The organism is Actinokineospora sp. HUAS TT18 (assembly GCF_051364635.1).
Classification (GTDB): Bacteria; Actinomycetota; Actinomycetes; order Mycobacteriales; family Pseudonocardiaceae; genus Actinokineospora.
Genome location: NZ_CP195645.1, coordinates 5,564,363 through 5,588,875 on the forward strand (window position 1 = coordinate 5,564,363; position 24,513 = coordinate 5,588,875).

At 70.5% G+C, this 24,513-nt stretch carries 26 protein-coding genes; 16 read left to right on the forward strand and 10 right to left on the reverse strand.

Annotated features, from left to right (window positions below; all coding sequences use genetic code 11):
- Positions 1-61: 61 nt before the first annotated feature.
- Both ACSHT8_RS25700 and ACSHT8_RS25705 read right to left on the reverse strand, forming a co-directional pair.
- Positions 62-649, reverse strand: a complete 588-nt coding sequence (locus tag ACSHT8_RS25700; RefSeq protein ID WP_436493465.1) for a Uma2 family endonuclease — start codon at positions 647-649, stop codon at positions 62-64.
- Between the two features lie 124 nt (positions 650-773).
- On the reverse strand, positions 774-2,435 hold the full coding sequence (locus ACSHT8_RS25705) for a DNA repair helicase XPB (RefSeq protein WP_436493466.1): 1,662 nt from the start codon (positions 2,433-2,435) through the stop codon (positions 774-776).
- Between the two features lie 120 nt (positions 2,436-2,555).
- Here ACSHT8_RS25705 and ACSHT8_RS25710 point away from each other — a divergent pair, with 120 nt between their 5' ends.
- The 3 genes from ACSHT8_RS25710 to ACSHT8_RS25720 all read left to right on the forward strand — a co-directional run bounded on the left by ACSHT8_RS25710 (position 2,556) and on the right by ACSHT8_RS25720 (position 4,553).
- A complete protein-coding gene (locus tag ACSHT8_RS25710; protein WP_436493467.1) occupies positions 2,556-3,083 on the forward strand; it encodes an LppU/SCO3897 family protein in 528 nt (175 codons plus the stop codon).
- 123 nt (positions 3,084-3,206) lie between these two features.
- A complete protein-coding gene (locus ACSHT8_RS25715; RefSeq protein WP_436493468.1) occupies positions 3,207-4,034 on the forward strand; it encodes an LppU/SCO3897 family protein in 828 nt (275 codons plus the stop codon).
- A gap of 9 nt (positions 4,035-4,043) precedes the next feature.
- The gene (locus tag ACSHT8_RS25720; protein WP_436493469.1) at positions 4,044-4,553 is read left to right on the forward strand and encodes an LppU/SCO3897 family protein; all 510 of its coding nucleotides are present in this window, start codon (positions 4,044-4,046) and stop codon (positions 4,551-4,553) included.
- On the opposite strand, the gene ACSHT8_RS25725 is transcribed toward ACSHT8_RS25720, so the two are convergent.
- From ACSHT8_RS25725 to ACSHT8_RS25740, 4 genes are all read right to left on the reverse strand, one after another.
- A complete protein-coding gene (locus tag ACSHT8_RS25725; RefSeq protein ID WP_436502177.1) occupies positions 4,531-5,304 on the reverse strand; it encodes an ABC transporter ATP-binding protein in 774 nt (257 codons plus the stop codon). The genes ACSHT8_RS25720 and ACSHT8_RS25725 overlap by 23 nt on opposite strands.
- Before the next feature lie 14 nt (positions 5,305-5,318).
- On the reverse strand, positions 5,319-6,101 hold the full coding sequence (locus ACSHT8_RS25730; protein ID WP_436493470.1) for an ABC transporter permease: 783 nt from the start codon (positions 6,099-6,101) through the stop codon (positions 5,319-5,321).
- Complete coding sequence (locus ACSHT8_RS25735; RefSeq protein WP_436493471.1) at positions 6,098-6,808, reverse strand: ABC transporter permease; 711 nt, start codon at positions 6,806-6,808, stop codon at positions 6,098-6,100. Before ACSHT8_RS25735 ends, ACSHT8_RS25730 begins: the two co-directional genes overlap by 4 nt.
- Before the next feature lie 118 nt (positions 6,809-6,926).
- Positions 6,927-7,955: an ABC transporter substrate-binding protein gene (locus ACSHT8_RS25740; RefSeq protein ID WP_436493472.1), complete on the reverse strand. Its 1,029-nt coding sequence runs from the start codon at positions 7,953-7,955 to the stop codon at positions 6,927-6,929.
- 568 nt (positions 7,956-8,523) lie between these two features.
- On the opposite strand from ACSHT8_RS25740, the gene ACSHT8_RS25745 reads away from it, so the two are divergent.
- Genes ACSHT8_RS25745 through ACSHT8_RS25760 form a run of 4 tightly spaced genes read left to right on the forward strand, consistent with a single transcriptional unit; the run spans position 8,524 to position 13,255 of the window.
- Entirely contained in the window at positions 8,524-11,517 is a 2,994-nt protein-coding gene (locus ACSHT8_RS25745; protein ID WP_436493473.1) for a nitrate- and nitrite sensing domain-containing protein, read from the forward strand.
- Positions 11,514-11,939 (forward strand): roadblock/LC7 domain-containing protein, encoded by a 426-nt coding sequence (locus ACSHT8_RS25750; RefSeq protein WP_436493474.1) that lies wholly within the window; start codon positions 11,514-11,516, stop codon positions 11,937-11,939. Before ACSHT8_RS25745 ends, ACSHT8_RS25750 begins: the two co-directional genes overlap by 4 nt.
- Before the next feature lie 25 nt (positions 11,940-11,964).
- Complete coding sequence (locus ACSHT8_RS25755) at positions 11,965-12,669, forward strand: DUF742 domain-containing protein (protein ID WP_436493475.1); 705 nt, start codon at positions 11,965-11,967, stop codon at positions 12,667-12,669.
- Positions 12,650-13,255 carry a GTP-binding protein gene (locus ACSHT8_RS25760; RefSeq protein ID WP_054054141.1) on the forward strand — a complete coding sequence of 202 codons (606 nt, stop codon included), beginning with the start codon at positions 12,650-12,652 and terminating at the stop codon, positions 13,253-13,255. The genes ACSHT8_RS25755 and ACSHT8_RS25760 overlap by 20 nt, the downstream gene beginning before the upstream one ends.
- 39 nt (positions 13,256-13,294) lie before the next feature.
- On the opposite strand, the gene ACSHT8_RS25765 is transcribed toward ACSHT8_RS25760, so the two are convergent.
- Positions 13,295-15,499: a helicase-associated domain-containing protein gene (locus tag ACSHT8_RS25765; protein ID WP_436493476.1), complete on the reverse strand. Its 2,205-nt coding sequence runs from the start codon at positions 15,497-15,499 to the stop codon at positions 13,295-13,297.
- A 79-nt stretch (positions 15,500-15,578) separates the two neighbouring features.
- Here ACSHT8_RS25765 and ACSHT8_RS25770 point away from each other — a divergent pair, with 79 nt between their 5' ends.
- The 8 genes from ACSHT8_RS25770 to ACSHT8_RS25805 all read left to right on the forward strand — a co-directional run bounded on the left by ACSHT8_RS25770 (position 15,579) and on the right by ACSHT8_RS25805 (position 21,849).
- Positions 15,579-15,767 (forward strand): hypothetical protein, encoded by a 189-nt coding sequence (locus ACSHT8_RS25770; protein ID WP_436493477.1) that lies wholly within the window; start codon positions 15,579-15,581, stop codon positions 15,765-15,767.
- Positions 15,768-15,802: 35 nt separating this feature from the next.
- Positions 15,803-16,159, forward strand: a complete 357-nt coding sequence (locus tag ACSHT8_RS25775; RefSeq protein WP_436493478.1) for an effector-associated constant component EACC1 — start codon at positions 15,803-15,805, stop codon at positions 16,157-16,159.
- 1 nt (position 16,160) lies between these two features.
- Positions 16,161-17,513 carry a caspase family protein gene (locus tag ACSHT8_RS25780; protein WP_436493479.1) on the forward strand — a complete coding sequence of 451 codons (1,353 nt, stop codon included), beginning with the start codon at positions 16,161-16,163 and terminating at the stop codon, positions 17,511-17,513.
- An 88-nt stretch (positions 17,514-17,601) separates the two neighbouring features.
- Positions 17,602-18,996 carry an NAD-dependent malic enzyme gene (locus ACSHT8_RS25785; RefSeq protein WP_436493480.1) on the forward strand — a complete coding sequence of 465 codons (1,395 nt, stop codon included), beginning with the start codon at positions 17,602-17,604 and terminating at the stop codon, positions 18,994-18,996.
- A gap of 50 nt (positions 18,997-19,046) precedes the next feature.
- Complete coding sequence (gene moaC / locus ACSHT8_RS25790) at positions 19,047-19,526, forward strand: cyclic pyranopterin monophosphate synthase MoaC (protein ID WP_436493481.1); 480 nt, start codon at positions 19,047-19,049, stop codon at positions 19,524-19,526.
- Entirely contained in the window at positions 19,523-20,434 is a 912-nt protein-coding gene (locus ACSHT8_RS25795; protein ID WP_436493482.1) for a molybdenum cofactor biosynthesis protein MoaE, read from the forward strand. The genes moaC and ACSHT8_RS25795 overlap by 4 nt, the downstream gene beginning before the upstream one ends.
- 24 nt (positions 20,435-20,458) lie before the next feature.
- On the forward strand, positions 20,459-20,764 hold the full coding sequence (locus ACSHT8_RS25800; RefSeq protein WP_436493483.1) for a hypothetical protein: 306 nt from the start codon (positions 20,459-20,461) through the stop codon (positions 20,762-20,764).
- Complete coding sequence (locus tag ACSHT8_RS25805) at positions 20,764-21,849, forward strand: DUF6973 domain-containing protein (protein ID WP_436493484.1); 1,086 nt, start codon at positions 20,764-20,766, stop codon at positions 21,847-21,849. The genes ACSHT8_RS25800 and ACSHT8_RS25805 overlap by 1 nt, the downstream gene beginning before the upstream one ends.
- Before the next feature lie 3 nt (positions 21,850-21,852).
- On the opposite strand, the gene ACSHT8_RS25810 is transcribed toward ACSHT8_RS25805, so the two are convergent.
- The gene (locus tag ACSHT8_RS25810) at positions 21,853-22,653 is read right to left on the reverse strand and encodes a class I SAM-dependent methyltransferase (protein ID WP_436493485.1); all 801 of its coding nucleotides are present in this window, start codon (positions 22,651-22,653) and stop codon (positions 21,853-21,855) included.
- A 78-nt stretch (positions 22,654-22,731) separates the two neighbouring features.
- On the opposite strand from ACSHT8_RS25810, the gene ACSHT8_RS25815 reads away from it, so the two are divergent.
- On the forward strand, positions 22,732-23,139 hold the full coding sequence (locus ACSHT8_RS25815) for a helix-turn-helix domain-containing protein (RefSeq protein ID WP_436493486.1): 408 nt from the start codon (positions 22,732-22,734) through the stop codon (positions 23,137-23,139).
- 40 nt (positions 23,140-23,179) lie between these two features.
- Here ACSHT8_RS25815 and ACSHT8_RS25820 read toward each other — a convergent pair whose 3' ends face one another.
- Together ACSHT8_RS25820 and ACSHT8_RS25825 are read right to left on the reverse strand one after the other, a co-directional pair.
- A complete protein-coding gene (locus tag ACSHT8_RS25820) occupies positions 23,180-23,821 on the reverse strand; it encodes a transglycosylase family protein (RefSeq protein WP_436493487.1) in 642 nt (213 codons plus the stop codon).
- Positions 23,822-24,259: 438 nt separating this feature from the next.
- Positions 24,260-24,511 carry a MoaD/ThiS family protein gene (locus ACSHT8_RS25825; protein WP_436493488.1) on the reverse strand — a complete coding sequence of 84 codons (252 nt, stop codon included), beginning with the start codon at positions 24,509-24,511 and terminating at the stop codon, positions 24,260-24,262.
- Between the last annotated feature and the right edge of the window lie 2 nt (positions 24,512-24,513).

The following is a 24,513-nucleotide window of genomic DNA, read 5'->3' on the forward strand; positions in this document are numbered from 1 at the left end:
ACGCCACCGGCCGTTCCCAACCCTCCTCCTGGGACGCGCGACCCGCAACGCGACTAGTTGATCATCGCCGCACGAGGTCGGCGGGATCGAACTTGACCGGGAACGGCTCGTCCACGGCGAGGACCTCCCCCGCGCCCACGGTTCGGCGAACTACGTACTCGGTCGAGCCGGCCAGCTCATGCACTACCACTACGGGCAGCGACTGGGTCAGGTCGGTGAACCGGTCGGTCTCGATCCGCCAGTAGTGCTGAATGCCGCACTCGGCGTACATGTAGGGCTTAACCGCCCGATCGCGGCGGCGCGAACCTGGAGAGACGATCTCGGCCACCAGCAGGACGTCCGCGGGGTCGATGAGCGGCTTGTCGAGGCTCGGCGCGTCGGCCCGCGCGATCAAAAGGTCGGGGATCAACAGGTTGCCCTCTGGCATGGCGATGCCGACACCTTCATAGATCACGACCGCGGCATCGGCATCGAGTGCTGCCAGTTCGAGCTGCTTGTGCAGGATGTAGGAAGCGGACTGGTGGCGTGGGCCAGGAGGGGGGTTCACAATCAGCCCGCCGTCAATCAGCTCGTACCGATGTCCGTCCTCGGGCAGCGCCATGACTTCCTCGCGCACCCAGGGCCTGACGTGATCGTGCGCCACGCTCACTGATCACCACCTCCTCTACCTCCGCCATTCTCACATGGGTTGTTCGCATGCGGCGACGGTAGAAATCACGACCGACAGTTTCGCCGGAGATCCGGCCTGGCCGGTGAGCGACCACTCGATCGTGTCAGTTGATCTCGGGGATGGGTGGGCCGAGCAGGTCGTCGGCGTCGCAGATTCGGTAGGCGTAGCCCTGTTCGGCGAGGAAGCGCTGGCGGTGGGCGGCGTAGTCGGTGTCCAGGGTGTCGCGGGCGACGACCGAGTAGAAGTGGGCCTGGCGGCCGTCCGCCTTCGGGCGGAGGAGTCTGCCCAGGCGCTGGGCCTCTTCCTGGCGGGAGCCGAAGGTGCCGGACACCTGCACCGCCACCGACGCCTCCGGCAGGTCGATGGAGAAGTTCGCCACCTTCGACACCACCAGGGTCGGCAGCTCACCCCGGCGGAAGGCGTCGAACAGGACCTCCCGCTCCTTGTTCTTCGTCGACCCTTGGACGATCGGCGCGTTCAGCGCCTCGCCCAGTTCCTCCAGTTGGTCCAGGTACGCCCCGATGACCAGCGCGGGCTCCCCTGGATGACGCTCCAAAATGGACTTCACCACCGGCAGCTTCGTCCGCGCCGTCGAGCACAGCTTGTACCGGGTGTCCGGCTCGGCCGTCGCGTACTCCAACCGCTCGGTCTCGGTCAGCGTCACCCGGACCTCGGTGCACTCGGCGGGGGCGATCCAGCCCTGTTCCTCGATGTCCTTCCACGGCACGTCGTAGCGCTTCGGGCCGATGAGGGAGAACACGTCGCCCTCCTGGCCGTCCTCGCGGACCAGGGTGGCCGTCAGGCCGAGCCTGCGCCGGGACTGCAGGTCGGCCGTCATCCGGAACACCGGCGCGGGCAGCAGGTGGACCTCGTCGTAGACGACCAGGCCCCAGTCGCGGGAGTCGAAGAGTTCCAGGTGGCGGTATTCGCCCTTCGACTTGCGGGTGATGACCTGGTAGGTGGCGATGGTGACCGGACGGATCTCCTTGCGCTCGCCGGAGTACTCGCCGATCTCGTCCTCGGTCAGCGACGTCCGCGCGATCAGCTCGCGCTTCCACTGCCTGCCCGCCACGGTGTTCGTCACCAGGATCAGCGTGGTGGCCGATGCGTGGGCCATGGCGGCGGCGCCGACCAGGGTCTTCCCGGCGCCGCACGGCAGCACTACCACGCCGGAGCCGCCCGCCCAGAACGCCTCGGCGGCCATCCGCTGGTAGTCGCGCAGGTGCCAGCCGTCCTCGACGAGGGTGATGGGGTGGGCCTCGCCGTCGACGTAGCCCGCCTCGTCCTCGGCGGGCCAGCCGACCTTGAGCAGCAGCTGCTTGAGCCGGCCGCGCTCGCTGGGGTGCACGACCACCGTGTCGGGGTCGATGCGCGCGCCCAGCATCGGGGCGATCTTGCGGTTGCGCAGGACCTCTTCGAGCACAGCGCGGTCGATCGTGGTCATCACCAGGCCGTGCACGGGGCTGTTCTGCAGCGTCAGCCGCCCGAAGCGGCCCATCGTGTCGACGATGTCGATCAGCAGCGGCTGCGGCACCGGATAGCGCGAGTACGTCGACAGCGCGTCGACCACCTGCTCGGCGTCGTGGCCCGCCGCGCGGGCGTTCCAGAGGGCCAGCGGGGTGACCCGGTAGGTGTGGATGTGCTCTGGGGCGCGTTCGAGCTCGGCGAACGGCGCGATGGCCATGCGGGCGGCCTGCGAGCTGGGATGGTCGACCTCCAGCAGCAGGGTCTTGTCGGACTGCACGATCAGCGGGCCGTCGGTCACCGGTCCAGTGTCGCAAACCCCGACGACAAGGCCACAGTTCGGTAACCGTGATTGCCACCGCCCCGGTCCGCGCCACTACCGTGCACGCTGCCCCGCCCACCCCCAGTGACAGAGGCGAACATGAGCGAGACCGTCGACCAGGAACCCGCCGCCGTCCCGGCCGGGCGCAAACGCTTGCCGATCTGGGTGCTCGCCCTGGTCGCCGCCGTCGTCCTCGCGGGCGCGGGCTTCGGCGCCTACCAGCTCCTCGGCAAGGACGCCGCCGCCCCCGGCGAGTGCGCCGCGGTCGAGGGCGCCGACGACACGGCCAAGCTGACCCCCGCCGACTGCGCCGACGAGAACGCCACCTTCAAGATCGCGTCCAAGAAGGAGCTCACCGAGAAGGGCTGTCCGGACGGCGCCTACCGCGAGCTGCGCGACGACAAGAACCTGATCTGCCTGCTGCCCAACTTCATCGAGGGCAAGTGCTTCGCCCCCGACGAGAAGAACCAGGGCTTCCGGATCGCCGACTGCGCGGGCACCGAGACCATCCGGATCAGCCGCGTCATCAACGACACCGACGACCCGAAGGACTGCCCGCACGGCAACGGCATCGGCTACCCGGACCCGCCGGTCGTCTTCTGCATCGAGACCCCCGGCACCTCCTGACCGTCGCATCCGGACTATCCGGTTCCCGTAACGGGTGACCGCCTGACGCGTTAGATTGGCGCGCCGCTGGTTCAGGACTCGCGGCATCACCGTTTCCGCTGTTGGAACTCCACGAGGTGCACGATGTCCAACCCGCAGCCGCCCCAGGGCGGCGACCCGCAGCAGCCCTTCAACCAGGGGCCGCACACGCCTCCCGGAGGTCAGCAGCCGCCGCCGTTCGGCCAGCAGCCGCAGGGTCAGCCCTTCCCGGGGCAGCAGCCCCCGCAGGGCCAGCCCTTCCCCGGGCAGGGGCAGCAGCAGTTCCCCGGCCAGCCGGGTCAGCCCTTCCCGGGCCAGGAGCCCCCGCAGGGCCAGCCGTTCCCCGGCCAGCAGCCCCCGCCGCCGTTCGGCCAGCAGCCGCAGCAGCCGGGCTTCCCGGGGGCCGCGCCGGGGCAGGCCCCGTCGGGCAAGGGCAAGATGATCAAGCTCATCGCGGGCATCGTGGTGCTGCTCGTGATCGGTGGCGGCGCGTTCTACTTCTTCAACAAGTCGGCTGCCTCGGCCGCCGTCGGCGACTGCATCAAGGTCAAGAGCGCCAGCGCGACCGACGCCGACGTCGAGAAGATCGACTGCGGCAAGCCGGACGCCGTCTTCAAGGTCGCCAAGAAGCTGGACAGCGGAAGCGCGAACTGCCCGCAGGACAGTGACTACCTGGAGTACGAGCAGACGGGCAAGTCGTCGAGCTCGGGCTTCTCGCTGTGCCTGATGGTCAACGCGAAGGTCGGCGAATGCCTCACCGACCTGCGCGACGCCGAGACGGCAGTGAAGGTCGACTGCGGCGACCCGAAGGCGAAGCTGGAGATCACCACGGTCGCCGAGGGCGAGACCGAGTACTCCGCCTGCCCCGAGGACGCCGACGACGGGTTCAAGTACAACGAGCCGAAGGTCGTCATCTGCGGGAAGAAGAAGTAGGGCTAGGCAATGGCACCCGGCGGCAACGGGAAGACGGCGAAGGTCGCTGTCGGTCTCGTCCTTCTCGTCGCCGTCGGGCTCAGCGTGTTCTTCTCGGTCAAACGCTCGCCCGCCGCGGCCGACGCGGGTGACTGCGTGAGCTTCACCGTGGTCGAGCGCGGCACGGCGGTCAACGCCGTCGACTGCGCCGACCCGGCCGCGGTGTTCAAGGTCGCCAAGCGGCTCGACTCGATCCAGGACGACTGCGGGTCGGCCAGCGACTACGCCGAGTACGAGTGGTCGGCGGGCGGCGACGGCTACTCGCTCTGCCTCATGGTCAACGGGCGCGTCGGCGACTGCTTCGCCGCGCTCGACCTGATCGACATCGCCCGGCGCGTGCCGTGCGACCAGGCCGACTTCGAGGTGTTGCAGGTCCTCGACGGCGCCACCGACATGTCCCTCTGCCCGCCCTTCGGCGGCGTGGTCGACGGCTTCCTCTACACCGAGCCGCCCACGGTCATCTGTGGGAAGCGGAACTAGGTGCCACGTGCAGCAGGCCCGCCACCTGGGCGCGCAGCTCCACGAACTCGTCCGACGAGCGGGTCGCGATCTGGTCGCGGTCGTCGCCGAGCGGCACGTCGAGCGCGGCGATCATGTTCGCCGGTGACTTCGACAGCACCAGCACCCGGTCGCCGAGGTAGACGCTCTCGTCGATGTCGTGGGTGACCAGCAGGACCGTGGTGTCCTGCTCGCGCCGGACCTTCAGCAGCAGGTCCTCCAGCTCGAACCGGGTCTGCGCGTCGACCGACGCGAAGGGCTCGTCCATCAGCAGCAGCGCGGGCCGGTAGGCCAGGGCGCGGGCGATGGCGACGCGCTGCTGCATGCCGCCGGAGAGCTGCCACGGGTACTTGCGCGTGGCGTTCTCCAGGCCGACCGCGGCCAGCGCCTCACTCGCCCGGGCGGCGCGTTCGGCCTTGGCCAGCGCGCGCAGCGGGAACTCGACGTTGCGCTGCACGGAAAGCCAGGGGAACAGCGAGCGGCTGTAGTCCTGGAAGACGACGGCGAGGTCGGCGGGCACCCCGTCGACCGGCGTCCCGTGCAGGCTGACGGTGCCGCGGGTCGGCCGGATCAGGCCCGCGATGGACCGCAGCAGCGTCGACTTGCCGCAGCCCGACGGCCCGACCACGCACACCAGCTCGCCCGCCTCGACGGTGAACGTCAGCCCGTCGATGGCGTCGTGCGCGCCATCCTTCGCCTGGTACGTGTGACCCAAATCACTCACGGCCAGCATGGTTGCCACGGGACTCATCCTCCGGTCGCCAGCGACTTGGCCTGCGCCGAGTGCCGCGGCTGCCAGGCAAGGGCCCGGTGCTCGACCATCAGCAGCAGGGTGTTGAACAGGTAGCCGAGCACGCCGAGCAGCACGATCCACGCCCACATGACCGGCAGGTCGTAGTCACGCTGGGCGCGCACCAGCTGGTTGCCGATGCCGTTGATCGACCCGACGAGCTCGGAGATGACCATCAGGATCAGCGAGATCGACAGGCTCAGCCGCAGGCCGGCGAACACTTTCGGCGCCGCGGACGGCAGCACCACGCCCAAGATCCACTGGGCCTTGGACAGCCGGAACGCGCGCGCGGTCTCGACCTTGGTCGCGTCGACGCTCCGGGCGCCGTCGACGGTGTTGAGCAGCACCGGCCAGATCGCGCCGAAGACGATCGTGGGCAGCTGCATGCTCGTCACGCCCACGGTCGCCACGAAGAACGGGACCAACAGCGGCGGCGGGACCGAGCGCATGAAGTTGAACAGCGGGCCGAGGTAGCTCATCGCGGTGCGTGACCGGCCGAGCAGCACGCCCAGCGCCACGCCGATCAGTCCGGCGAGCGCCCAGCCCACCAGCATCCGGCCGACGCCGGGCACGATGTGGGCGCCGAAGGCGGGGGAGAACCACAGGTCGCGCGCGGTCGTGGCGATCGTCCACGGCGTCGGGAAGAACGGGTCGGCCGCCGCGGTCGTCGCCAGCTGCCAGACCCCCACCGCGACGGCGAAGACGAGCCAGCGCTGGATGAACGTGTTGAGCGCCCTCATTCGGCCCCGCCCCTCGGCGCGGCCCAGGCGAACAGCCGCGTGTGCAGCCGCTCCAGCCCGGAGTTGGCGGCGTAGCCGAGCAGCCCGGCCAGGACCGTGCCCGCGAGCACCTGGTCCATGTGCGCGCCGCCGCTGCCCGCCTCCATGATGAACTGCCCGATTCCCTTGGTGCCGCCCGCGAACAGCTCGACGCTGACCACCACGGCCAGGGAGATCGCGAATGACAGACGGATCCCGGTGAGCACGAACGGCGCCGCGCTCGGCAGCGCCACCCTGGCCAGCACCCCGACCCGGCCCACGCCGAACGCGCGGGCCGTCTCGACGTGCAGCGGGTCCAGCTCGTCGAGCGCGTACATGGTGTTGAACAGGATCGGCCACAGCGCGCCGTAGACGGCCAGCGCGATCTTGGTGTCGGGACCGGTGCCGGTGATCAGCAGCGCCAGCGGGATCAACGCCACCGACGGGATCGGCCGCAGGAACTCGACCACGACCATGCAGGCGCGGCGGGCCAGCGGGATGCTGCCCAGGACCAGACCCGCGGGAACGGCGACGGCGACCGCGATGACCAGCGCGATCAGCGTCGCGAGCACGGTCGCCACGATCGCGCGGAGGAAGGACACATCGCCGAGGAGGTCCACCATGGCGGGCAGCACGACACTCGGCGGCTGGAGATAGGTCCCCGGAACGAGATCGGTCCGGCTGGCCACTTCCCACACGGCGAAGAAACCGGCCAGACCGATCAGGCTCCTGGGAACTCGTGGAGTTCCACTCACTGCTCTCGGCGCCCGGCCCGCACCAGCGGACCGGGCACCCACCCCCTGCCGACTACTTGGACGCTGCCCCGTTGGGGATCATCGTCTTGACGTCCAGGTGGCCCTTGATGACCCCGAACTCCTCCATCAGGTTCGCCACACGCTGGATGCGGTTGGCCTCCAGCGAGGTCGAGTAGGTGGAGATGGTCACCAGCTGGGCGGTCTGCTGGTCGATCTTGGCGTACTTGACGAACATCGGCTCCATCTTGGAGCGGTCGGTCGCCTCGGCGTGCGCCTTGGCCAGCGCGCGCTGGAACGCGGCGATGGTGTTGGGGCTGGTGGTGGCGAACTTGCCGTTGCCGCCGATGGCGACGTAGCCCGACATCGGGATCTCCGCGGTGGGGCCGGACGCGCCGTCGAACACCGGGACCGCGCCCAGCTTCTTCATCGCGTTGGTGACCCACGGCTCGACCAGGACCGCGCCGTCGACGTCACCACGCTCCAGGGCGCCCATCATGTCCGGGAACGGCATCTCGACCCACTGGACCTGGGAGTAGTCGACGCCCTGGTTCTTCAGCACCGACATCGGCGCCAGGTCGGTGAAGCTGTTGCGCGCGGTGATGGCGATCTTCTTGCCCGGCGCGTCGGAGACCTTGGTGAACTTGGTGGAGTTCTTCGGCGCCACGACCACGAGGTGGCCCTGCTTGGCCGAGAGCGCGTCGGCGACGATCTTGAACTCGGCGACCTTCTTGCTCTGCGCGAGCAGCGGGGCCGGGTAGGAGGCGAAGGCGATGTCGACCTCGCCGTTGATGACGCCGTTGATGCTGGCCGGGCCGGAGGCCATGACGACCGGCTCGACGTCGAGGCCCTGCTCCTTGAAGTAGCCCTGCTCGATGGCGCGGTAGAACGGCGCGACGTCGACCACGGGGAGCACGCCGACCTTGATCTTGGCCTTCTCCACCCCGCCGGTCCCGGTCTTGGCGGCGTCGGATCCCTCGTCGCCGCCGAGCAGTGAGCACGAGCTGGCGAGCAGAGCCACCGCGAGTGCGGCGACAGGCATCCGCAGGCGGGAGATCCGCCTGGCGGTCACGCTTCGGAGCATTGGAGCCTCTCCTCGTAGGAGGTCGGATTTGTCGAGGTGTTCCCCCCTCGGACACCAGGGCACTCTAGAGACCGTTGGAGCGGGTCACAATGAGTGCGCGCCAGATGTCGCGGGGTGAACTCTCTCACTGAATGGCGTGAACCTGTTGACCCAAGCGGACGAATTGCCCACCGGCCCTGACCAGGGGTTAACGGTCTGTAGTCACCGGTCGGGGGTCACACCCCTATTTCCGCCACAGGAGTGAAGAGTGGGGTAGGAATAAGCACCACATCATCACGCAGCTGGACTGTTGCCCTTGCTAAGTACCTGATAAGGCATGTGATGATGCCCTGGAAGGGTTACATCCCGACGGAGACTTCGCTACCTTCTGTGTCCAACAGTGAGGCGTACGCTCATCCGAGCGGCGAAGAAGGCAGGCGTGACGTGTTCGTGAGTAACGCCGGGCCCGGTGGGTCCGACATCTTGCGGCAAGCGCGGCTGCTTCCGGGACGTCCTTCACTGGGGTAGTTGTCCGTTCGAGCTAGCCGAGTAACGGGCTACTGGCTCAGATGCAAGGAGTGTGCAGGCAGTGCCCGATCACACCGCGGGGGTCGACCACGACCCCGGGAAAGTCGGTGGCGCCGCGTCCGGGCGTGACTCGGCGCGGCCATTCGCCTCCCGTCAGACCAGCCGCAAGACCGTCGAAGGCGGCTCCCGCTGGCGCCTGCGCAACTGGCGCCTCCGCACCAAGTTGATCGCGGTCCTCACCGTTCCCGTTATCACCGCCGTCGCGCTCGGCGTGCTGCGCGCGCAGAACGAGCTGGAGAGGGCGAGCGAGTTCGAGCGCGCCGCCAGCGACGTCAGCGCCACCCTCGAGGTCGTCGCGCTCGTCCACGAGCTGCAGAACGAGCGCAACATGGTCGTCGCCTACGTGGCGGGCAAGCGCTCCGACCAGAACGCCGTCAGCGCCATCCAGGGCCAGTTCCAGAAGACCAACGCGGGCCTCAACCGCCTCGCCCAGACGGTCAAGGCCGTCGAGAACGACCAGTTCGACCGCGACAGCAAGCTCCTCGAACCGCTGACCAACCGGCTCGGCGCCGTCGAGGCGGTCCGCAACGCGGCGATGAGCTCGGAATACCCCGACGTCGGCGTCTACGGCGCCTACACCTCGCTGCTCGAGGCCGTGCTGAGCACCGGCGCCGAGTTCACCTCCACCCTGGGCGACCCCGAGATCAACCGGCTCGCCAGCGCCGCGCTCAGCGTCGTGGAGGGCAAGGAGTTCCTCGGCCGCCAGAACGCGATCCTGATGATCGCCGCCACCCGCGACAACTTCCCGTCCGGCATGCTGGAGCAGGCGCGCGGCGCCGAGGCCGCCTACCGGGCGACCGTGTCGAACTTCCGGGCCAACGCCCAGCCGGACGAGGCGCAGTTCTACTCCGACACCTTCTCCGGTGCCGAGGTCGACCACCGCGAGAGCATCAAGCAGCTCGCCTTCTTCCACGCCATGACCGGCCAGCCGCTGGCGATCTCGATGGACTCGCTGCGTGAGGACGCGCGGGCCACCTCCGAGGCGCTGCGCAAGGTCGAGATCTCGCTGCTGGAGAAGCTGCGCACCAAGGCAGCCGCGGCCGCCGACGTGGCCAAGGAAGACGCCTGGCGCGACGCGGCGATCATCCTCGTCGCCGTCGTGCTCGCCCTGATCATCACCCTGGTCGTGGCCCGGTCGCTGCTGGTGCCGCTGCGCGTGCTGCGCCGCGACGCCCTCGACGTGGCAAACCGGCGCCTGCCGGAGACGGTGCAGCGAATCCTCGCCGACCCGGACCCGGTCGAGGCGTCGAAGAACGCCGTGGAGCCGGTCCCGGTGTTCACCCGCGAGGAGACCGGCCAGCTCGCCCGCTCGTTCGACGCCGTACACGACCAGGCGGTCCGGATGGCGACCGAGCAGGCGCTGCTGCGCGACAACATCAACTCGATCTTCGTCAACCTCTCCCGCCGGTCCCAGACGCTGGTCGAGCGCCAGCTGTCGCTGATCGACCGGCTGGAGCAGGACGAGCAGGACCCCGACCAGCTCGCCAGCCTCTTCGAGCTCGACCACCTCGCCACCCGCATGCGGCGAAACTCCGAAAGCCTGCTGGTGCTCTCCGGCTCCGGCCTGAGCCGCCAGCTCAGCCGCCCGGTACCCGCCGCCGAGGTCGTCGGCGCCGCGGTGTCCGAGGTCGAGCAGTACGCGCGCATCGAGGTGCTCTCCGCCCCCGACATCGCCGTGCAGGGCCGGGCCGTGTCCGACCTCGTCCACCTGATCGCGGAACTGCTGGACAACGCGACCTCGTTCTCCGAGCCGGAGAAGAAGGTCTACGTCCGCATGGCCGTGACCAGGAAGAAGGAACTGGCCATCCAGATCACCGACGCCGGTGTCGGTATGACCGAGGACGAGATCGAGAGCGCCAACGCCCGCCTCGCCGACCCGCCGGACCTCGACGTCGCGGTGACGCGGCGAATGGGTCTGTACGTGGTCGCCCGGCTGGCCAAGCGGCACGACATCATCGTGCGGCTGCGTGACAACGAGGACATCGAGGGCGGCCTCATCGCCCGCATCACCGTCCCCGCCGGGCTCGTCCACGGCTCCGGCGCCCCCGCGCAGACCAACAACATCCTCACGCCGATCAACACCACCCCGGCGCTCGGCCCGGCCGTCGGCGACACCGCGGCCAAGGCCAGCGGCATCGCGGGCGCCTTCACCAGCAGCATCCCGCGCCTGCGCTCCGACGGCGGCGTGGTGTCGGAGTCGCCGGTGGAGCGCTCGGCAGAGCAGGTCAGCGGCTACCCGGCGTTCCAGGCCCAGTTCGGCGGCGCGGAGATCGACGACACCGGCGGCTGGGGTCCCCCCGCCTCGCCGGAGGAGATCAACTCCGCGCTCAACGGCCACCTCCGCGACGAGACCGCCTCGCTGTTCGGCGCGCCGCTGCCGGAGCGGCCGTACGAGGAGTACACCAACGGCTCCTACCAGGTCCCCCCGCCCACCGCGGCGGAGCGGACCTCCGGGGGCGACGCCCCCACCGAGCGGCTGCCGATCTACGAGGCGGTGTTGTCGCAGTGGTTCGAGGCGGGCGACACCGGCTCCACCCCGGCGGCGAACGGCACGGTCAACGGCACCGAACTGGACCTGCCGGAAGAGCAGGTCCACGCGGACGACAGCGCCGTTGACGTGAGCGAGAACGACGAGCCCCCAGTGGCCGTCGAGCCCGAGCCAGAGCCCGTGGCCGACCCTTGGGTCTCCCCGGGTGACGACGGATGGCAACGGGCGCGTGCACTGCTTGATCACTCGGCTGACACGATGACCACCGCAGGACTGCCCAAGCGGGTTCCCAAAGCCCACTTGGTGCCGGGTTCGGCGGCCCCCGCGGAGACCACGGGCGAACAGCCCGCGGTGCCTCCGCTGCCTCCCCGTACGGCGGACGCGATTCGCGGCCGCATGTCCAGCTTCCAGCAGGGGGTCCGCCGGGGCAGACATGCCTTGGTTGACGCCTACCCTGGTGACCAGACCGGTTCAGACCAGAGCCGCCAAGACGAGGAGCAGGAGTGACGACCGCGTCAGTAAACCAGCCCGGCAGCTTCGGGTGGCTCATCACCGATTTCGTCCGCCAGGTGCCCGGCGTGGCCCACGCCGTGGTGGTCTCGGCCGATGGATTGCTGCTGGCCGGGTCGCAGGGGCTTCCCCGCGACCGCGCCGAGCAGCTCTCTGCCGTGGCCTCCGGCCTCGTCAGCCTCACCGCCGGTGCCGCGCGGTGCTTCGAGGCGGGCACGGTCAACCAGACCGTCGTCGAGATGGACCGGGGCTACCTGTTCCTGATGTCGATCTCGGACGGCTCGTGCCTGGCGGTGCTCGCCGCGCCGAACTGTGACATCGGTCTCGTCGCCTACGAGATGACCCTCCTGGTCGAGCGAGTCGGCCAGCAGATGACGCCTGAGCTGCGCGCGCAGCTGCAGGGCACGCAGCGCAGGTAGTCGAGACGGGCGGGGTGAGCACGAGATGAGCACTGGTCGTCGCGCGACCGGCAGACGCACCGAGGACGACTTCTCCTACCGGGACCTGTTCGACTCGGACGCCTCCTTCGGCGACCCGGATCTCGACGAGCCCCGCGATCAGCGAGTGGATGAGCCCGAGCGGAGGCTGACGGAGATGTCTGAGCGCGGTTGGGAGGATCTCCCAGAGCACGCCATCGGCGACGCGCCGAACCGGTTCGACATCGACGGGTTCCGGGCCCGGCTGTTCGGTGGGCCGAGCGCGACCCTCTATGGCGACTCGGGCATCCCCGCCCAGTCCGACTGGGACAGCAAGGAGATCCCCGCGATCCCCGACCTCGACCCTGAGCCGGAGCCCGAGCCGGTCCAGGAGACCCGGACGCTGGTCCGCCCGTACACCAAGACAGGCGGCCGCACGCGGTCCGACTACGATCTGGCGATCGAGGCCCTGGTCTCCACCAGCGACCGCGGCCGCATCCCCGACGCCGCGGTGCGGCCCGAGCACCGGTCCATCTGCGGCCTGTGCCTCGACACCCGCTCCGTCGCCGAGGTCGCCGCGCACCTGCGGCTGCCGCTGGGGGTGGCCCGGGTCCTGATCGGGGACATGGCAGGGATGGGCCTGGTCTCGATCCACCAGAGCGGCATGGTCGTGGGCGACCGGCCGTCGATCGAATTCATGGAAAGGGTGCTCAGTGGGCTCCGCAGGCTCTAGTCCTCTCAGCGCGCGTGGCGCGGCTCCGCAGCCGACCACCTCGGCCAAGATCGTGGTCGCCGGTGGTTTCGGAGTGGGTAAGACGACCCTGGTCGGCTCGGTGTCGGAGATCGTGCCGCTGACCACCGAGGCCGTCATGACCGAGGCCAGCGTCGACGTCGACGACGTCTCGGCGACCCCGAACAAGACCACGACCACGGTCGCGATGGACTTCGGCCGCGTGTCGCTGGACTCCGACCTGATCCTCTACCTGTTCGGCACCCCCGGCCAGCACCGCTTCTGGTTCATGTGGGACGACCTGGTCCGCGGCGCCATCGGCGCCATCGTGCTGGTCGACACCCGTCGCCTGGCCGACGCGTTCGCCTCGATCGACTTCTTCGAGGACCGCGGCCTGCCGTACGTCATCGCGCTCAACTGCTTCGACCGGGTGCTCCACCACCGGATCGACGATGTGCGGGACGCGCTGACCGTCGAGCCGTCGGTGCCGATCGTGACGACCGACGCCCGGGACAGGGACTCCACCAAGGAGACCCTGATCACCCTGGTGCAGCACGCGATGCAGCAGCGCATGTCGCGCGCCGTCTGAGTTCAAGCTTGGTGAAAGGGGCCCTCCGGGGCCCCTTTTCTATTCCTCCACCATCGCCGCGGTGTTGATGCGGTGGATGGGCAGGCGGTGCACGTCGGTGCCGGTCGGGTCGTGGCCCTCGACCACGCCGCCGCCCATGCGCAGCGGCTTCAGCACGCGCTGGGTGGCGACGCCGTGCGCGTCGACCAGGCCGACCCACACCGAGCGGCCCGTCTCGATGGCCTCCTTGAGCAGGTCCATCACCTCGGCCAGGTTCGCCCCGCTCGGGGACACCGGCCGCGAGCGGCGGGACTCGGCGGCGCGGTCGCCCGCGCGCATGGTGCGGACGATGTCGGCCAGCTGCTCGGGGTCGGCGGCGCGGACGCCGACCGGCCTGCGGGCGGCGCGGGTGGGCGTCTCGACGCGGCGGCCGGTTGCGCGCAGGTCGACGATCTGGCCGTCGGTGCCCTCGGCGGCGGGGGCGAACCCGGCGGCGCGCAGTTCGTCGAGCAGGTCCAGCAGCGGGAGCGCGCTGATCAGGACCGTCGGGGCGAGCTTGCGCAGCCGCCACGACGGGGCTGCCGGGTGGGCGGCGACCTCGGCGATCAGCGCGGGGTCGTCGCAGCGCAGGAACGAGGTCGTCGAGCCGCCGCGCAGGCGGCCGTGGCGGCGGGCGACGTCGTCGATCAGGTAGGTCAGGGACTGCGGGATCGGTGTCCTGGACCGGGTGCGGAACAGTTCGTGCAGGTCGCCGGCGGTGCGGCCGACGTCGAGCGCGCGGCGGATCGACGTCTCCGACAGCCGGTAGACCGTCGCGCTGCCCGCGGACTCGACGTCGGCGACCTCGGCGATCTGGCTCGCCAGGTGCGGTTCGAGCGGGCCGGGGGCCACGACGGTCAGGTCGGCTTGGACGAGCACGTGGTCGACCGGGTCCGGCATCGCCTCGGCCATCCGCTTCGCGCCCGCGGCCGCGCCCTCGTCGAGCAGCGCCCGGCCGGGTCCGCTGAGCGCGCCCAGGGCCACCAGGCCCAGCGACGTCGCCTCGGCCAGGGTCCAGCGGACGATCTCGTCGCGCAGCCGCCCGCCGCGGCGCGGGGCGCGCCAGGCCAGCACGGCGGCCAGCTCGTCGGAGGAGGCGACGGCCGTGCCAAGTTTCAGGTCGGCCAGGACCGCCAGCACGCGGGCGCGCTCCAGCGGCGCGACGGGGCGGCGCAGGTCGTCGGACAGCGGCGCGAGCAGTTTGTCCTTGGCGTCGCGCAGGCCCGCGAGGCCGGGCAGGCGGGGGAGGTCGAGCCACGCGGCGGCGAGGGTCGCCCAGCGGTTGGCGGGGGAGGCGGACAGCCAGGTGTCGGCGTGGTTGGTCGGCACCCACTCGCCGGTCTCGCTCTCGGCGACCAGGCTCGCGCCGTAGGCGAGCTCGATCAGCACGTTGGCCTGGCGGTCGGCGATGTCGGCGGCCTTGGTGATCCTGCGGATGTCGCGCACCCCGAGGCCACCGGACTTCAACGACTGCGCGGGCTCGTCGGACCACAGGCGCAGCAGGGTCTCCATGTGCCGCAGCACTTCCAGTGCCTCGCCCGCCGCCGTCGCGTCCACAGTGGACACTTTATGGACGGACAGGCGCAGCGGCGGCTCGGTCAGGTCGCCACCGGGCCGCAGCGCGAGGCCGACCTCGCGCGGGAGCTCCACGGTCTCGGCGTCGACGCGCAGCAGCAGGCCGCGCGCGAGCAGGCGCTGCACCGGCGTCCGGGCCTGGTCGAGGGGGAGCACCTCGGCGGCGTCCTTGGTGCGGCCGACCGGCTGGCCGTGGGCCAGGGTGGTCAGGACCTTGCGCTCGTCGTCGCCGATCTCGGCGAGCAGCGCGGGCACGTCGGCGTCGGCCAGGGCAGGCGCCGAACGGCCGAGGCCCGGCCCGCCTGCCTCGCGGGCGGCGGGGACGAGGCTGATCTCGTCGTCGCCCCAGGCCAGCAGGAGGCCGCGGAGGGTCTCGATCGCCTGGCCGGTGCGGTCGCCGAGGTCGACCGAGCCCACCGGGACCGGCGCCTTGTCGGCCCCCGCGGCGAGCAGGGCGTCGAGGACGGCCAGGGTGAACGTGTCGAGACCTTCGGTGGCCCTGGCGACCGACGCCCTGGTCCCGGCCCTGGTGGCGAGCACGGCGGTGTCGGCGGGGCGGGGCGTGGCCAGGTCCGGCCTTGCCCGCAGCATCGCGACCAGCGCCTCGTCGTCCCGGGCGCGCAGCCAATCGGTGAGCGTGGTGCTGGACACCCTGACCACGGTATACGGCCACCTGTTCCGGTAATCTCCGTACTCGCGAAAGCCGTTCGCGCCTGACCGAGGAGGACCCGTGGCGAAGGCCGCCAAGAGCCACCGTGTCGACCCCACCTGGGCGGGGGACGACGACAACGGCTCGCACCCGGTGAGCGAGCTGACCTCGGACCGCCAGGGCGCCCTCTCGCCGTACGGCGACATGACGTTCCCGCTGGAGACCGTCCCCTACATCCACCCGGTCACGGAGATCAACCGCGGCCGCTAGCCTGGCGGGCGGAGTCGATCACAGGAGGATCGCCGATGCCCGAGGTGCTGGTGGCGCTCGCCGTAAGCGGCGACGACCACATCGCTGAAGTCCGTACGCTGCTGGGCAAACTGCGCGCGGACGATGATGTGCCCGGCCTTGCCCCGCGCCTGGTGCGCGGCGAGGCCGACCCGCGGGACCTCGGCTTGGTCGACGAGATCATCCAGGTCGCGCTGGACCCCACGCTCCACGCGGGCGTGGCCGGGGTCGTCACGACCTGGCTGACCACCCGCAGGCGCGCCGTCAAGCTGCGGATCAAGCGCAAGGGCAAGGAACTCGACCTCGACGCGGGCAACCCGAAGGACGCCGCGCGGATCCTGGAGCAGGTCAAAGCCTTCCTCGACGAGGAGTGACATGCGCCTGGGCGACCCGTCGGCCTCGCGGATAGCGCTGATCGGCACGTCGACCTACGCCGATGGCGGCGCGTTGCCGAACGTCCCCGCCGTGGCCAACAACCTGCGCGAACTCCAGGCGATCTTCACCGATCCCGACCTCGGCGGCCTGCCCGTCGCCAACGTGCCGACGCTGCTCGACCCGGGCACCCCGGCCGAGGTGGACGAGTGGCTGGAGGGCATCGGCCGGGACGCGCGCGATCTCTTGCTCGTCTACTACTCCGGTCACGGGCTCATCGGCGAGGACGAGGAGCTGTACCTCACCGTCGCCGGATCGGCGGCCGAGGCCATCCACCGCACGGGCGTGCCGTTCGAGTGGGTCAAGCGGATCATCCTCGACAGCCCGGCGCGGACCCGGATCCTGGTTCTCGACTGCTGCCACAGCGGCCAGGCGATGGTGCGGTTGGGCAGGCTCGGCGGCGGGGTGTCGGCGGTGCTCAACCAGATCGACATCGAGGGCACCCACGTGCTCACCGCGTCCGGCGCGAGCCAGGCCGCGCGGGTGCTGGACGGGCACGAGTTCACCGCGTTCACCGACGTCCTCACCCAACTCCTTCGGCACGGCGTCAACGGCGGGCCGGAGCTGCTGACCAGCAGCTTCCTGTTCCCGTACCTCTCGCAGACCCTCGCGCGCGCCGGTCTGCCCAAGCCGCACCAGCAGACCAAGGACACCGCGGGGCAACTCGCCCTCGTGCGCAACGCCGCGTTCGTGGACGGGTCGGCGCCCGCCCTGCGCCTGCCCGGCCATGCCGAGGCCGAGGTGCGGGCCGAGGACGTGGTGCCCCGCGAGGAGTACGTGCCCGCCCGCCAGAGCCTGCGTGAGCTGCGGGAACGGACGCCGCGCTTCGCGCCCCGGCACTACGACCGGCTGGCGGCGGCCTACTACGACGAGGGCTACGAGACCGACGCCGAGACGGTGCTCATGGCCAAGGAGCACCAGCGGTACCTCGCCAGGGCTGGCGGCCGGTGGCTCGGCTCGGCCGGGGTGCTGCTGTGGAGTCTGATGCTGCGCGCGTTCGTGGGCTACGGGTATCGCCCGGCGCGGGCGCTGGTGTGGCTGACCGTGGTCACCCTGGCCGGTTCGCTGTGGTTCGTGTTCAACACGGGGAAGGAAACCAACGCCGACGACTTCATGACGTGGAACCCGATCCTGCTCGCCATGGATCTCGCGCTCCCGATCGTCGACCTCGGTCATGACGGCCGCTGGAGTTTCGAAGGCCCGAGCGTGTGGGTGGCGGCGGGGCTGGCCGCGTTCGGCTGGCTGATGCTCGGCGCGGCGCTGGCATGTGTCCCGCGCCTCTTCACCCGGCGATAGCTACCAGTCGGTATACGCGCTGTGATCGTTCGGTTCCGGCTAGAGTCGGCGTATTCCAGAGTAGACAGCGCCGTCGATGGAGCTTCGCATGCCAGTGCCCGGTCCCGGTTACTCGATCACCGTCCGCGTCGAGGCGCCGCCGTCGGCCAGCGCCGCCGGGGATCTCGCGGGGGCCGTCGGCAAGGTGGGCGGGGTCATCACCGCCTTCGACGTCGTCGAGTCGCACACCGACCGGATCGTCGTCGACATCACGTGCAACGCGGTGTCGGCGGGCCACGCGCGCGACATCACCGATGTGCTCGACCTGCTGCCCGGGGTCGTCGTCCGCAAGGTGTCCGACCGCACCTTCCTGATGCACCTCGGTGGCAAGATCGAGGTCAACGCCAAGGTCGCGCTGCGCAACCGCGACGACCTCTCCCGCGCCTACACCCCAGGCGTCGCCCGGATCTGCCAGGCGATCGCGGAGAACCCGGACGACGCGCGCCGCCTGACGATCAAGCGCAACACCGTGGCCGTGGTGACCGACGGGTCGGCCGTGCTCGGCCTGGGTAATCTCGGCCCGGCCGCCGCCTTGCCGGTGATGGAGGGCAAGGCCGCGCTGTTCAAGAAGTTCGCGGGCGTCGACGCGTGGCCGGTCTGTCTGGACACTCAGGACACTGAGGAGATCATCCGCACCGTCCAGCTGATCGCCCCGGTCTACGGCGGCATCAACCTGGAGGACATCGCCGCGCCGCGCTGCTTCGAGATCGAGGCCCGGCTGCGCGACATGCTCGACATCCCGGTGTTCCACGACGACCAGCACGGCACCGCGATCTGCGTCGTCGCCGCGCTGCGCAACGCGCTTCGCGTGGTGGGCAAGGACATCGCCGACTGCAAGATCGTGGTCTGCGGGGTCGGCGCGGCCGGTTCGGCGATCATCCGCCTGCTGCTGCAGCGCGGCCCCGGCGACATCATCGCCGTCGACGTCGACGGCATCGTCCACCAGTCCCGGGGCGACCGCGACGCGAACCTGCGCTGGGTCGCGGAGAACACCAACAAGGCGGGCATGACCGGCAGGCTGCACGACGCCCTAGTCGACGCCGACGTTTTCATCGGCGTCTCGGCCCCCAACCTGTTCGGCGCCGACCAGGTCGCGACGATGGCCAAGGACGCGGTGGTGTTCGCGCTGGCCAACCCCGACCCGGAGATCGACCCGCTGGAGGCGCAGAAGCACGCCGCGGTCGTGGCCACCGGCCGGTCCGACTACCCGAACCAGATCAACAACGTCCTGGCCTTCCCCGGCGTCTTCCGCGGCCTGCTCGACGCCCAGGCCAGGGGCATCACCGACGCGATGCTGCTGGCCGCCGCCGACGCCATCGCCGACGTGGTCGACGGCGACAAGCTCAACGCCTCCTTCATCGTGCCGAGCGTGTTCGATCCGGCCGTGTCGCCCGCGGTCGCCGAGGCCGTGCGCAAGGCGGCGGGGACTTCCCACTCGGGATAGCGGCGGGTAGGGGTCCGACCGACTTGCCCACCAGGCATAGCATCGGTGGCGTGGGCGAATTCAGTCATGTGGACGCCAGTGGCGCGGCCAGGATGGTCGACGTCTCCGAGAAGGAGGTCACCGCGCGCACGGCGGTGGCCACCGGGATTGTGCGCACCACCACCGAGGTGATCGGCTTGCTCGGTAGAGACGGCCTGCCCAAGGGCGACGCGCTGGCCACCGCGCGCATCGCGGGGATCATGGCGGCGAAGAAGACGCCCGAGCTGGTTCCGCTGTGCCACCCCATCTCGATCTCCGGGGTGAAGCTCGACATGGATCTCGTCGGCTCCGATGTGCGGATCACCGCGACCGTGCGCACCAACGACCGCACGGGCGTGGAGATGGAGGCGCTCACCGCGGTGGCGGTCTGCGGCCTCACCCTGCACGACATGATCAAGGCCGTCGACCCGGCCGCCGTGCTCGACGCGGTGCAGGTGGAGCGCAAGGACGGCGGGAAGAGCGGCACTTGGATCCGGGAGGACCACCTGTGACCACCGCGCGCGTCATTACTGCCTCCAACCGCGCCGCCGATGGCGTCTACGAGGACAAGACCGGTCCGGTCATCGTGGCCTGGCTGCGGGCGCAGGGCTTCACCGCGCCCGACCCGGTCGTCGTGCGCGACGGCGCCCCGGTCGAGGCCGCGCTGCGGGCGGCCGTGGCCGACGAGGTCGACGTCGTCGTCACCACCGGCGGCACCGGCATCACCCCGACCGACGGCACCCCGGAGGCGACCCGGGCCGTGCTCGACTACGAGATCCCCGGCCTCGCCGACGCCATCCGCGCCGCCGGGCTGCCCAAGGTGCCCACTGCCGTGCTGTCGCGCGGCCTGGCCGGTGTCGCGGGCCGGACGCTCGTGGTGAACCTCCCCGGCTCCTCCGGCGGGGTTCGCGACGGCCTCGCGGTGCTGGAGCCCGTGCTCGTCCACGCCGTCGACCAGCTCAAAGGCGGCGACCACCCGCAGGCCAAGCCCACTCCCGCCCGAATCCTGCGCGCCGACATCAGCGAGTCCCCGATCTCCGTCGAGGAGCACGCCGCACTGGTCGAGGACGCCGCGGCGGGCGCGGTGGTCACGTTCGCGGGCGTCGTGCGCGACCACGACCACGGCCGGGGCGTCACGGCCCTGACCTACGAGGGCCACCCGACCGCCAAGGACATCGTCGCCGAGGTCGCCGCCGAGGTGGCCGCCCGCCATCAGGGCGTGCGGGCGCTCGCGGTGACCCACCGGATCGGCGACCTCGCCATCGGCGACGTCGCCCTGGCCTGCGCGGTGGCCGCCGAGCACCGCAGGGAGGCGTTCACCGCGTGCGCCGACCTGGTGGACGAGGTGAAGGCCCGGCTGCCCATCTGGAAGCACCAGAAGTTCACCGACGGCACCGACGAGTGGGTCAACTGCCCGTAGCGACGCCGGAACCGATCGCCGCTGGTGCCCGTCGCACGTTTCGTGGGAATCAACGTGGTGGTCGACGATCTTCGCCGGGCAGCGGACGCGGCCAGGGACGCCGCGGCGACAGCGGGCGGGGTGGACCTGCCTGAAGCGCTCAGCGGTATCGCGCCGGGGATGGCCGGATCAGCGGCCGCGGGCGCCGCGGACAGGCTCGCGCAGGTGTGGCGGACGAAGCTCGACGACTGGGTTCGGGACACGGGCGCCTATGCCGACGGCCTCGCCGCGTCGGCCGACGCCTACGCGGCCACGGACGACGACGAAGCCAACCGTTTCAGGGGCAACTGATGGCGACCTACGGCCAGGTCCGCGACTGGGCCTCCGGTCCGCTGGAGAATTCGGTGTCGGCGTTGAACGGCGCCGCGACAGCGTTGATCGGGCTGTCCGACGAGCTCGGGTCGGCCAAGCCGCCGGAGAGCTGGGACGGACCCGCCGCCGAAGGCGCGCACATCACCCACGCCGACCTGTGCGACCGGATGGAGCACCTGGTGGCCGAGGTCGCCGCTGTCCGGGCCGCGGTCGCCGACGCCGCCGACAGCGTGACGGCCCTGGCCAACGCGGTGGCCGACAACGAGGGCTTGGCCGCGGTGCACTTCTTCCTCATCAACGACGACGGCGACGTCATGGACATGGGTGTCCCGATCGGGAACTCCCCGGACCGCGAACGCATTCGCGAGCAGCTCGTCGGCCAGGTCGCCGCCATCGTCGACCACGCGAAGGTGATCGACGACGAGTTGACCTCGGTGCTGTCCAGGGCCGCCGCCGCCGAGATCAGCGACGGCGGAGCCAGGACCCTGGCCGACGCCGCCGCTGCGGGCGACGACCAGGGCAGCTTCCACGACCGCCTGATGAGCCGCTACAAGGTCACCCTGGACCCGCGCGGCATGACGACCTACCCGTCCGGGCCGGAGGGCTGGCTCGCCGAGCAGCTGGGGTTCACGCCGCGGGAGATGACCGTGGGGGAGGCCGAACAGCTCGACAAGCTCAGCCCGCAGGACCGGGTCGTCGCGAACGACCTCAGCCAGACCGCGCTCGACGACTCCCGCACCGTCTTCAACGGCGCGGGCATGGAGGACGGCCACTCCGACGCGTACCGGCACGCCTATTGGAACGCGATGATGGCCAACGACTTCGGCGCGGAGTGGACCGAGGACTACGCCACCGCGCACGAGCGCGGGCCCGGCGGCACCGACACCTCCCACGCCATGGACCTGCACAACAACGAGGTCGGCAGGCGCATCGCCGAGGAGCACCCCGGCGCGTCCCGGGAGGAGCTGTCGGCGTACGTCGAGCAGGCGGTCCGCGACGGCGAGATGGTCGTGATCGGCCCCGATGGGAACCTCGTCCGGAGCAACGAGGTTCCCATCGAGTAGCCGCTACTTGGTCGCGCGAACGACCCAGCAAGCTCCCGTGAACCGGACCTCCGAGCCGTGCACGAACGGGTCGAACGCGGGCCGGACGACCTCGACGACCTTTGCCCGGGTGTCCTCGTCGGCCTCAGGCAGGACCAGGCCGAGCGGGCCGAGCCGGGTGAAGTAGCCGACCAGCTCCGACTCGGGCATGGCGAACGGCACGTCGAGCGGCTCCAGCTCGATGTCGGACCAGCCGCTCTCCGTCAGGACGCCGCGGACCAGGTCCGGGTTCGCCATGCCGAACTGGCCGGGGGCGTCGGGCACGCGGGCGGGCAGGTCCAGCAGCGGCGCGGCGGCACGCTCGGCCGTCGTCATGAACGGGTTCTCCTCCATCGCGCGCCACACGATCACGCGCAGCCCGCCCCGCGCGGCCCGGCGCAGGTTCGCGAAGGCGCGGACCGGGTCGTCGAAGAACATGACCCCGAACCGCGAGATGACCGTGTCGAACGCGTCGGCCTCGAACTCGTGGTCCTGCGCGTTGGCCTGCAGGAAGGTGGCCTCGACGCCCGCCTTCGCCGCGCGTTCCTCCGCGGCGGCGATCATCGGGCCGGAGATGTCGACGCCGACGCATGTGTCGACCTCGCGCGCGACGGCCACCGTCGTGCCGCCTGTGCCGCAGCCGACGTCGAGCACGGCGGGTCCGGTGGCCTCGCTGACCAGGACGTCCTCCAATGGCTTCATCAGCTGGTCGAGCAGGGCCTGCGAGTCCACCCAGGCGTTGCCCGCGCGGCCGTTCCAGCGGGCCGTCTGGTCTTCGTCGTTCACAGTCATCTCCTTGCCGCCACGAACCGGAGCTGCCACTGTCCTACTTCAAGTCGACTTTAAGTCAAGTGGGGTGATCAAGTGGATATCGCCGAGGTCGCGGCGCGCTCGGGACTGTCCGCGTCGACGCTGCGGTTCTACGAGGAGAAGGGCCTGATCGCCTCGACCGGCCGAAGGGGCTTGCGCCGCCAGTTCGACCCGGCCGTCCTGGAGCGGCTCGCGTTGATCGCGCTGGGCCGGTCAGCGGGCTTCGCGCTCGACGAGATCGCGCTCATGTTCGCCCCGGACGGGCGGCCGCGCATCGATCGCGCCGTGCTCACCGCGAAGGCGGACGAGCTGGACCGGAAGATCCGCGAGCTGGAGGTCATGAGCGAGGGCCTGCGGCACGCCGCGGCGTGTCCGGCGCCCAGCCACATGGAGTGCCCCACCTTCCGCCGCATCCTGTCCGGAAACGGGGCCGGACCTCTCACCGCCGGGGGGACGCGGTGAGAGGTCCGGAGTTGGGATCCCGGGAAACGGGACGTCGAGACTACTTCGTCGCGATCTTCTGACCCACGAGGATCAGGTCGGGGTTCGAGATGTAGTCCTTGTTCAGCGAGTGCAGGGCCTTCCAGCCGCCCTCGATGTTGAGCTGCTGGGCGATGCCCGACAGCGTGTCACCCGCGACAACCGTGTAGCTGCCGGTCGGGTTCGACTGGGTGACACCGGTGGTCGGGGCGGCCGGAGCGGCGGTCTTGACGACCGGCTTCTTCGGCGCGGCCTTGACCGGGGTGGCCTTCTTGGTCTTGGGGGCCGCGGCCTTCTTGGCGGGAGCGGCCGAACCGGCGCGCTTGCCACAGACCGGCCAGGCGCCGATGCCCTGACCCTTCAGGGTGTTCTCGGCGACGCGGATCTGCTCCTCGCGCGAGGCGGTGTGGGCGCTGCCCGTGCCGCCGTACGCACGCCAGGTGCTCGGGGAGAACTGCAGACCGCCGTAGTAGCCGTTGCCGGTGTTGATGCTCCAGTTGCCACCACTCTCGCACTGGGCGATGGCGTCCCAGTTGACGGTGTCGGCCGACGCGGGGGCGGCGGCGAACGCCATCGGGGCTCCGACCGCGACGCCTGCGACGACGACGCGGGCGATGGTGCGCTTGGCGGCGGACGGCTTGCGGTGCTTGCCACGGTACGACATTTGGGTCTCTCCTCCCGTGCCTGCGAGCGTGTCGCTACGGGCGGACCTGACGGCCCGGCCGGGGCTCTCACCCGGCTGCCACGCCTGACGCGTCACAGCGCGCTCGTCGTGGTCCCTCGCTCCTGTCCGGAAGTTCGCTTTCGCTCGGGGTTGGTTCCCGGAGGCCCGCCGGACAGGGTTCGGCACTACGGACTCCCGGGTCATGCGTGACTGGTCGGGGCCAGTCGAAAAGCGACGGTACGTAACCGGGAGAGCTTTCGGAAATCTATCCGAGAGTGACCGTCGTCACAGTAACGGTGAGCAAACGGCTGCGATCATCACGTTTTCGCAGGTCAAGGGGTTGCGTTTCGCTGTTATGATTCCGTGTCCGTGCCGAGATAATTCACGCTGGGTGAGGCGTGACTCACGTCCGCTGGGCCGTTTGGGAGTGGCCACGACTCAGCCGCCCGCGAAAGGCGGAAGCACATCCAGGCCGGTTCGGTCGCCCACCGGAGCCGTCCGGTCGCGCACGGCGACACCGTCGAGCAGGAAGCTCGACGCCCGCAGCACCCGCGAGAGGGCGTCGCCGTGGCGGTCGACTAGGGCGCTCAGCGCGTCGTCGACGGTCGCGTCAGGGGGCAGGGAGATGCTTTCCTCGGGCACGCCGACGGCCGCCCGCGCACCCGCGAAGTACCGAACTGTGATTTCCACCC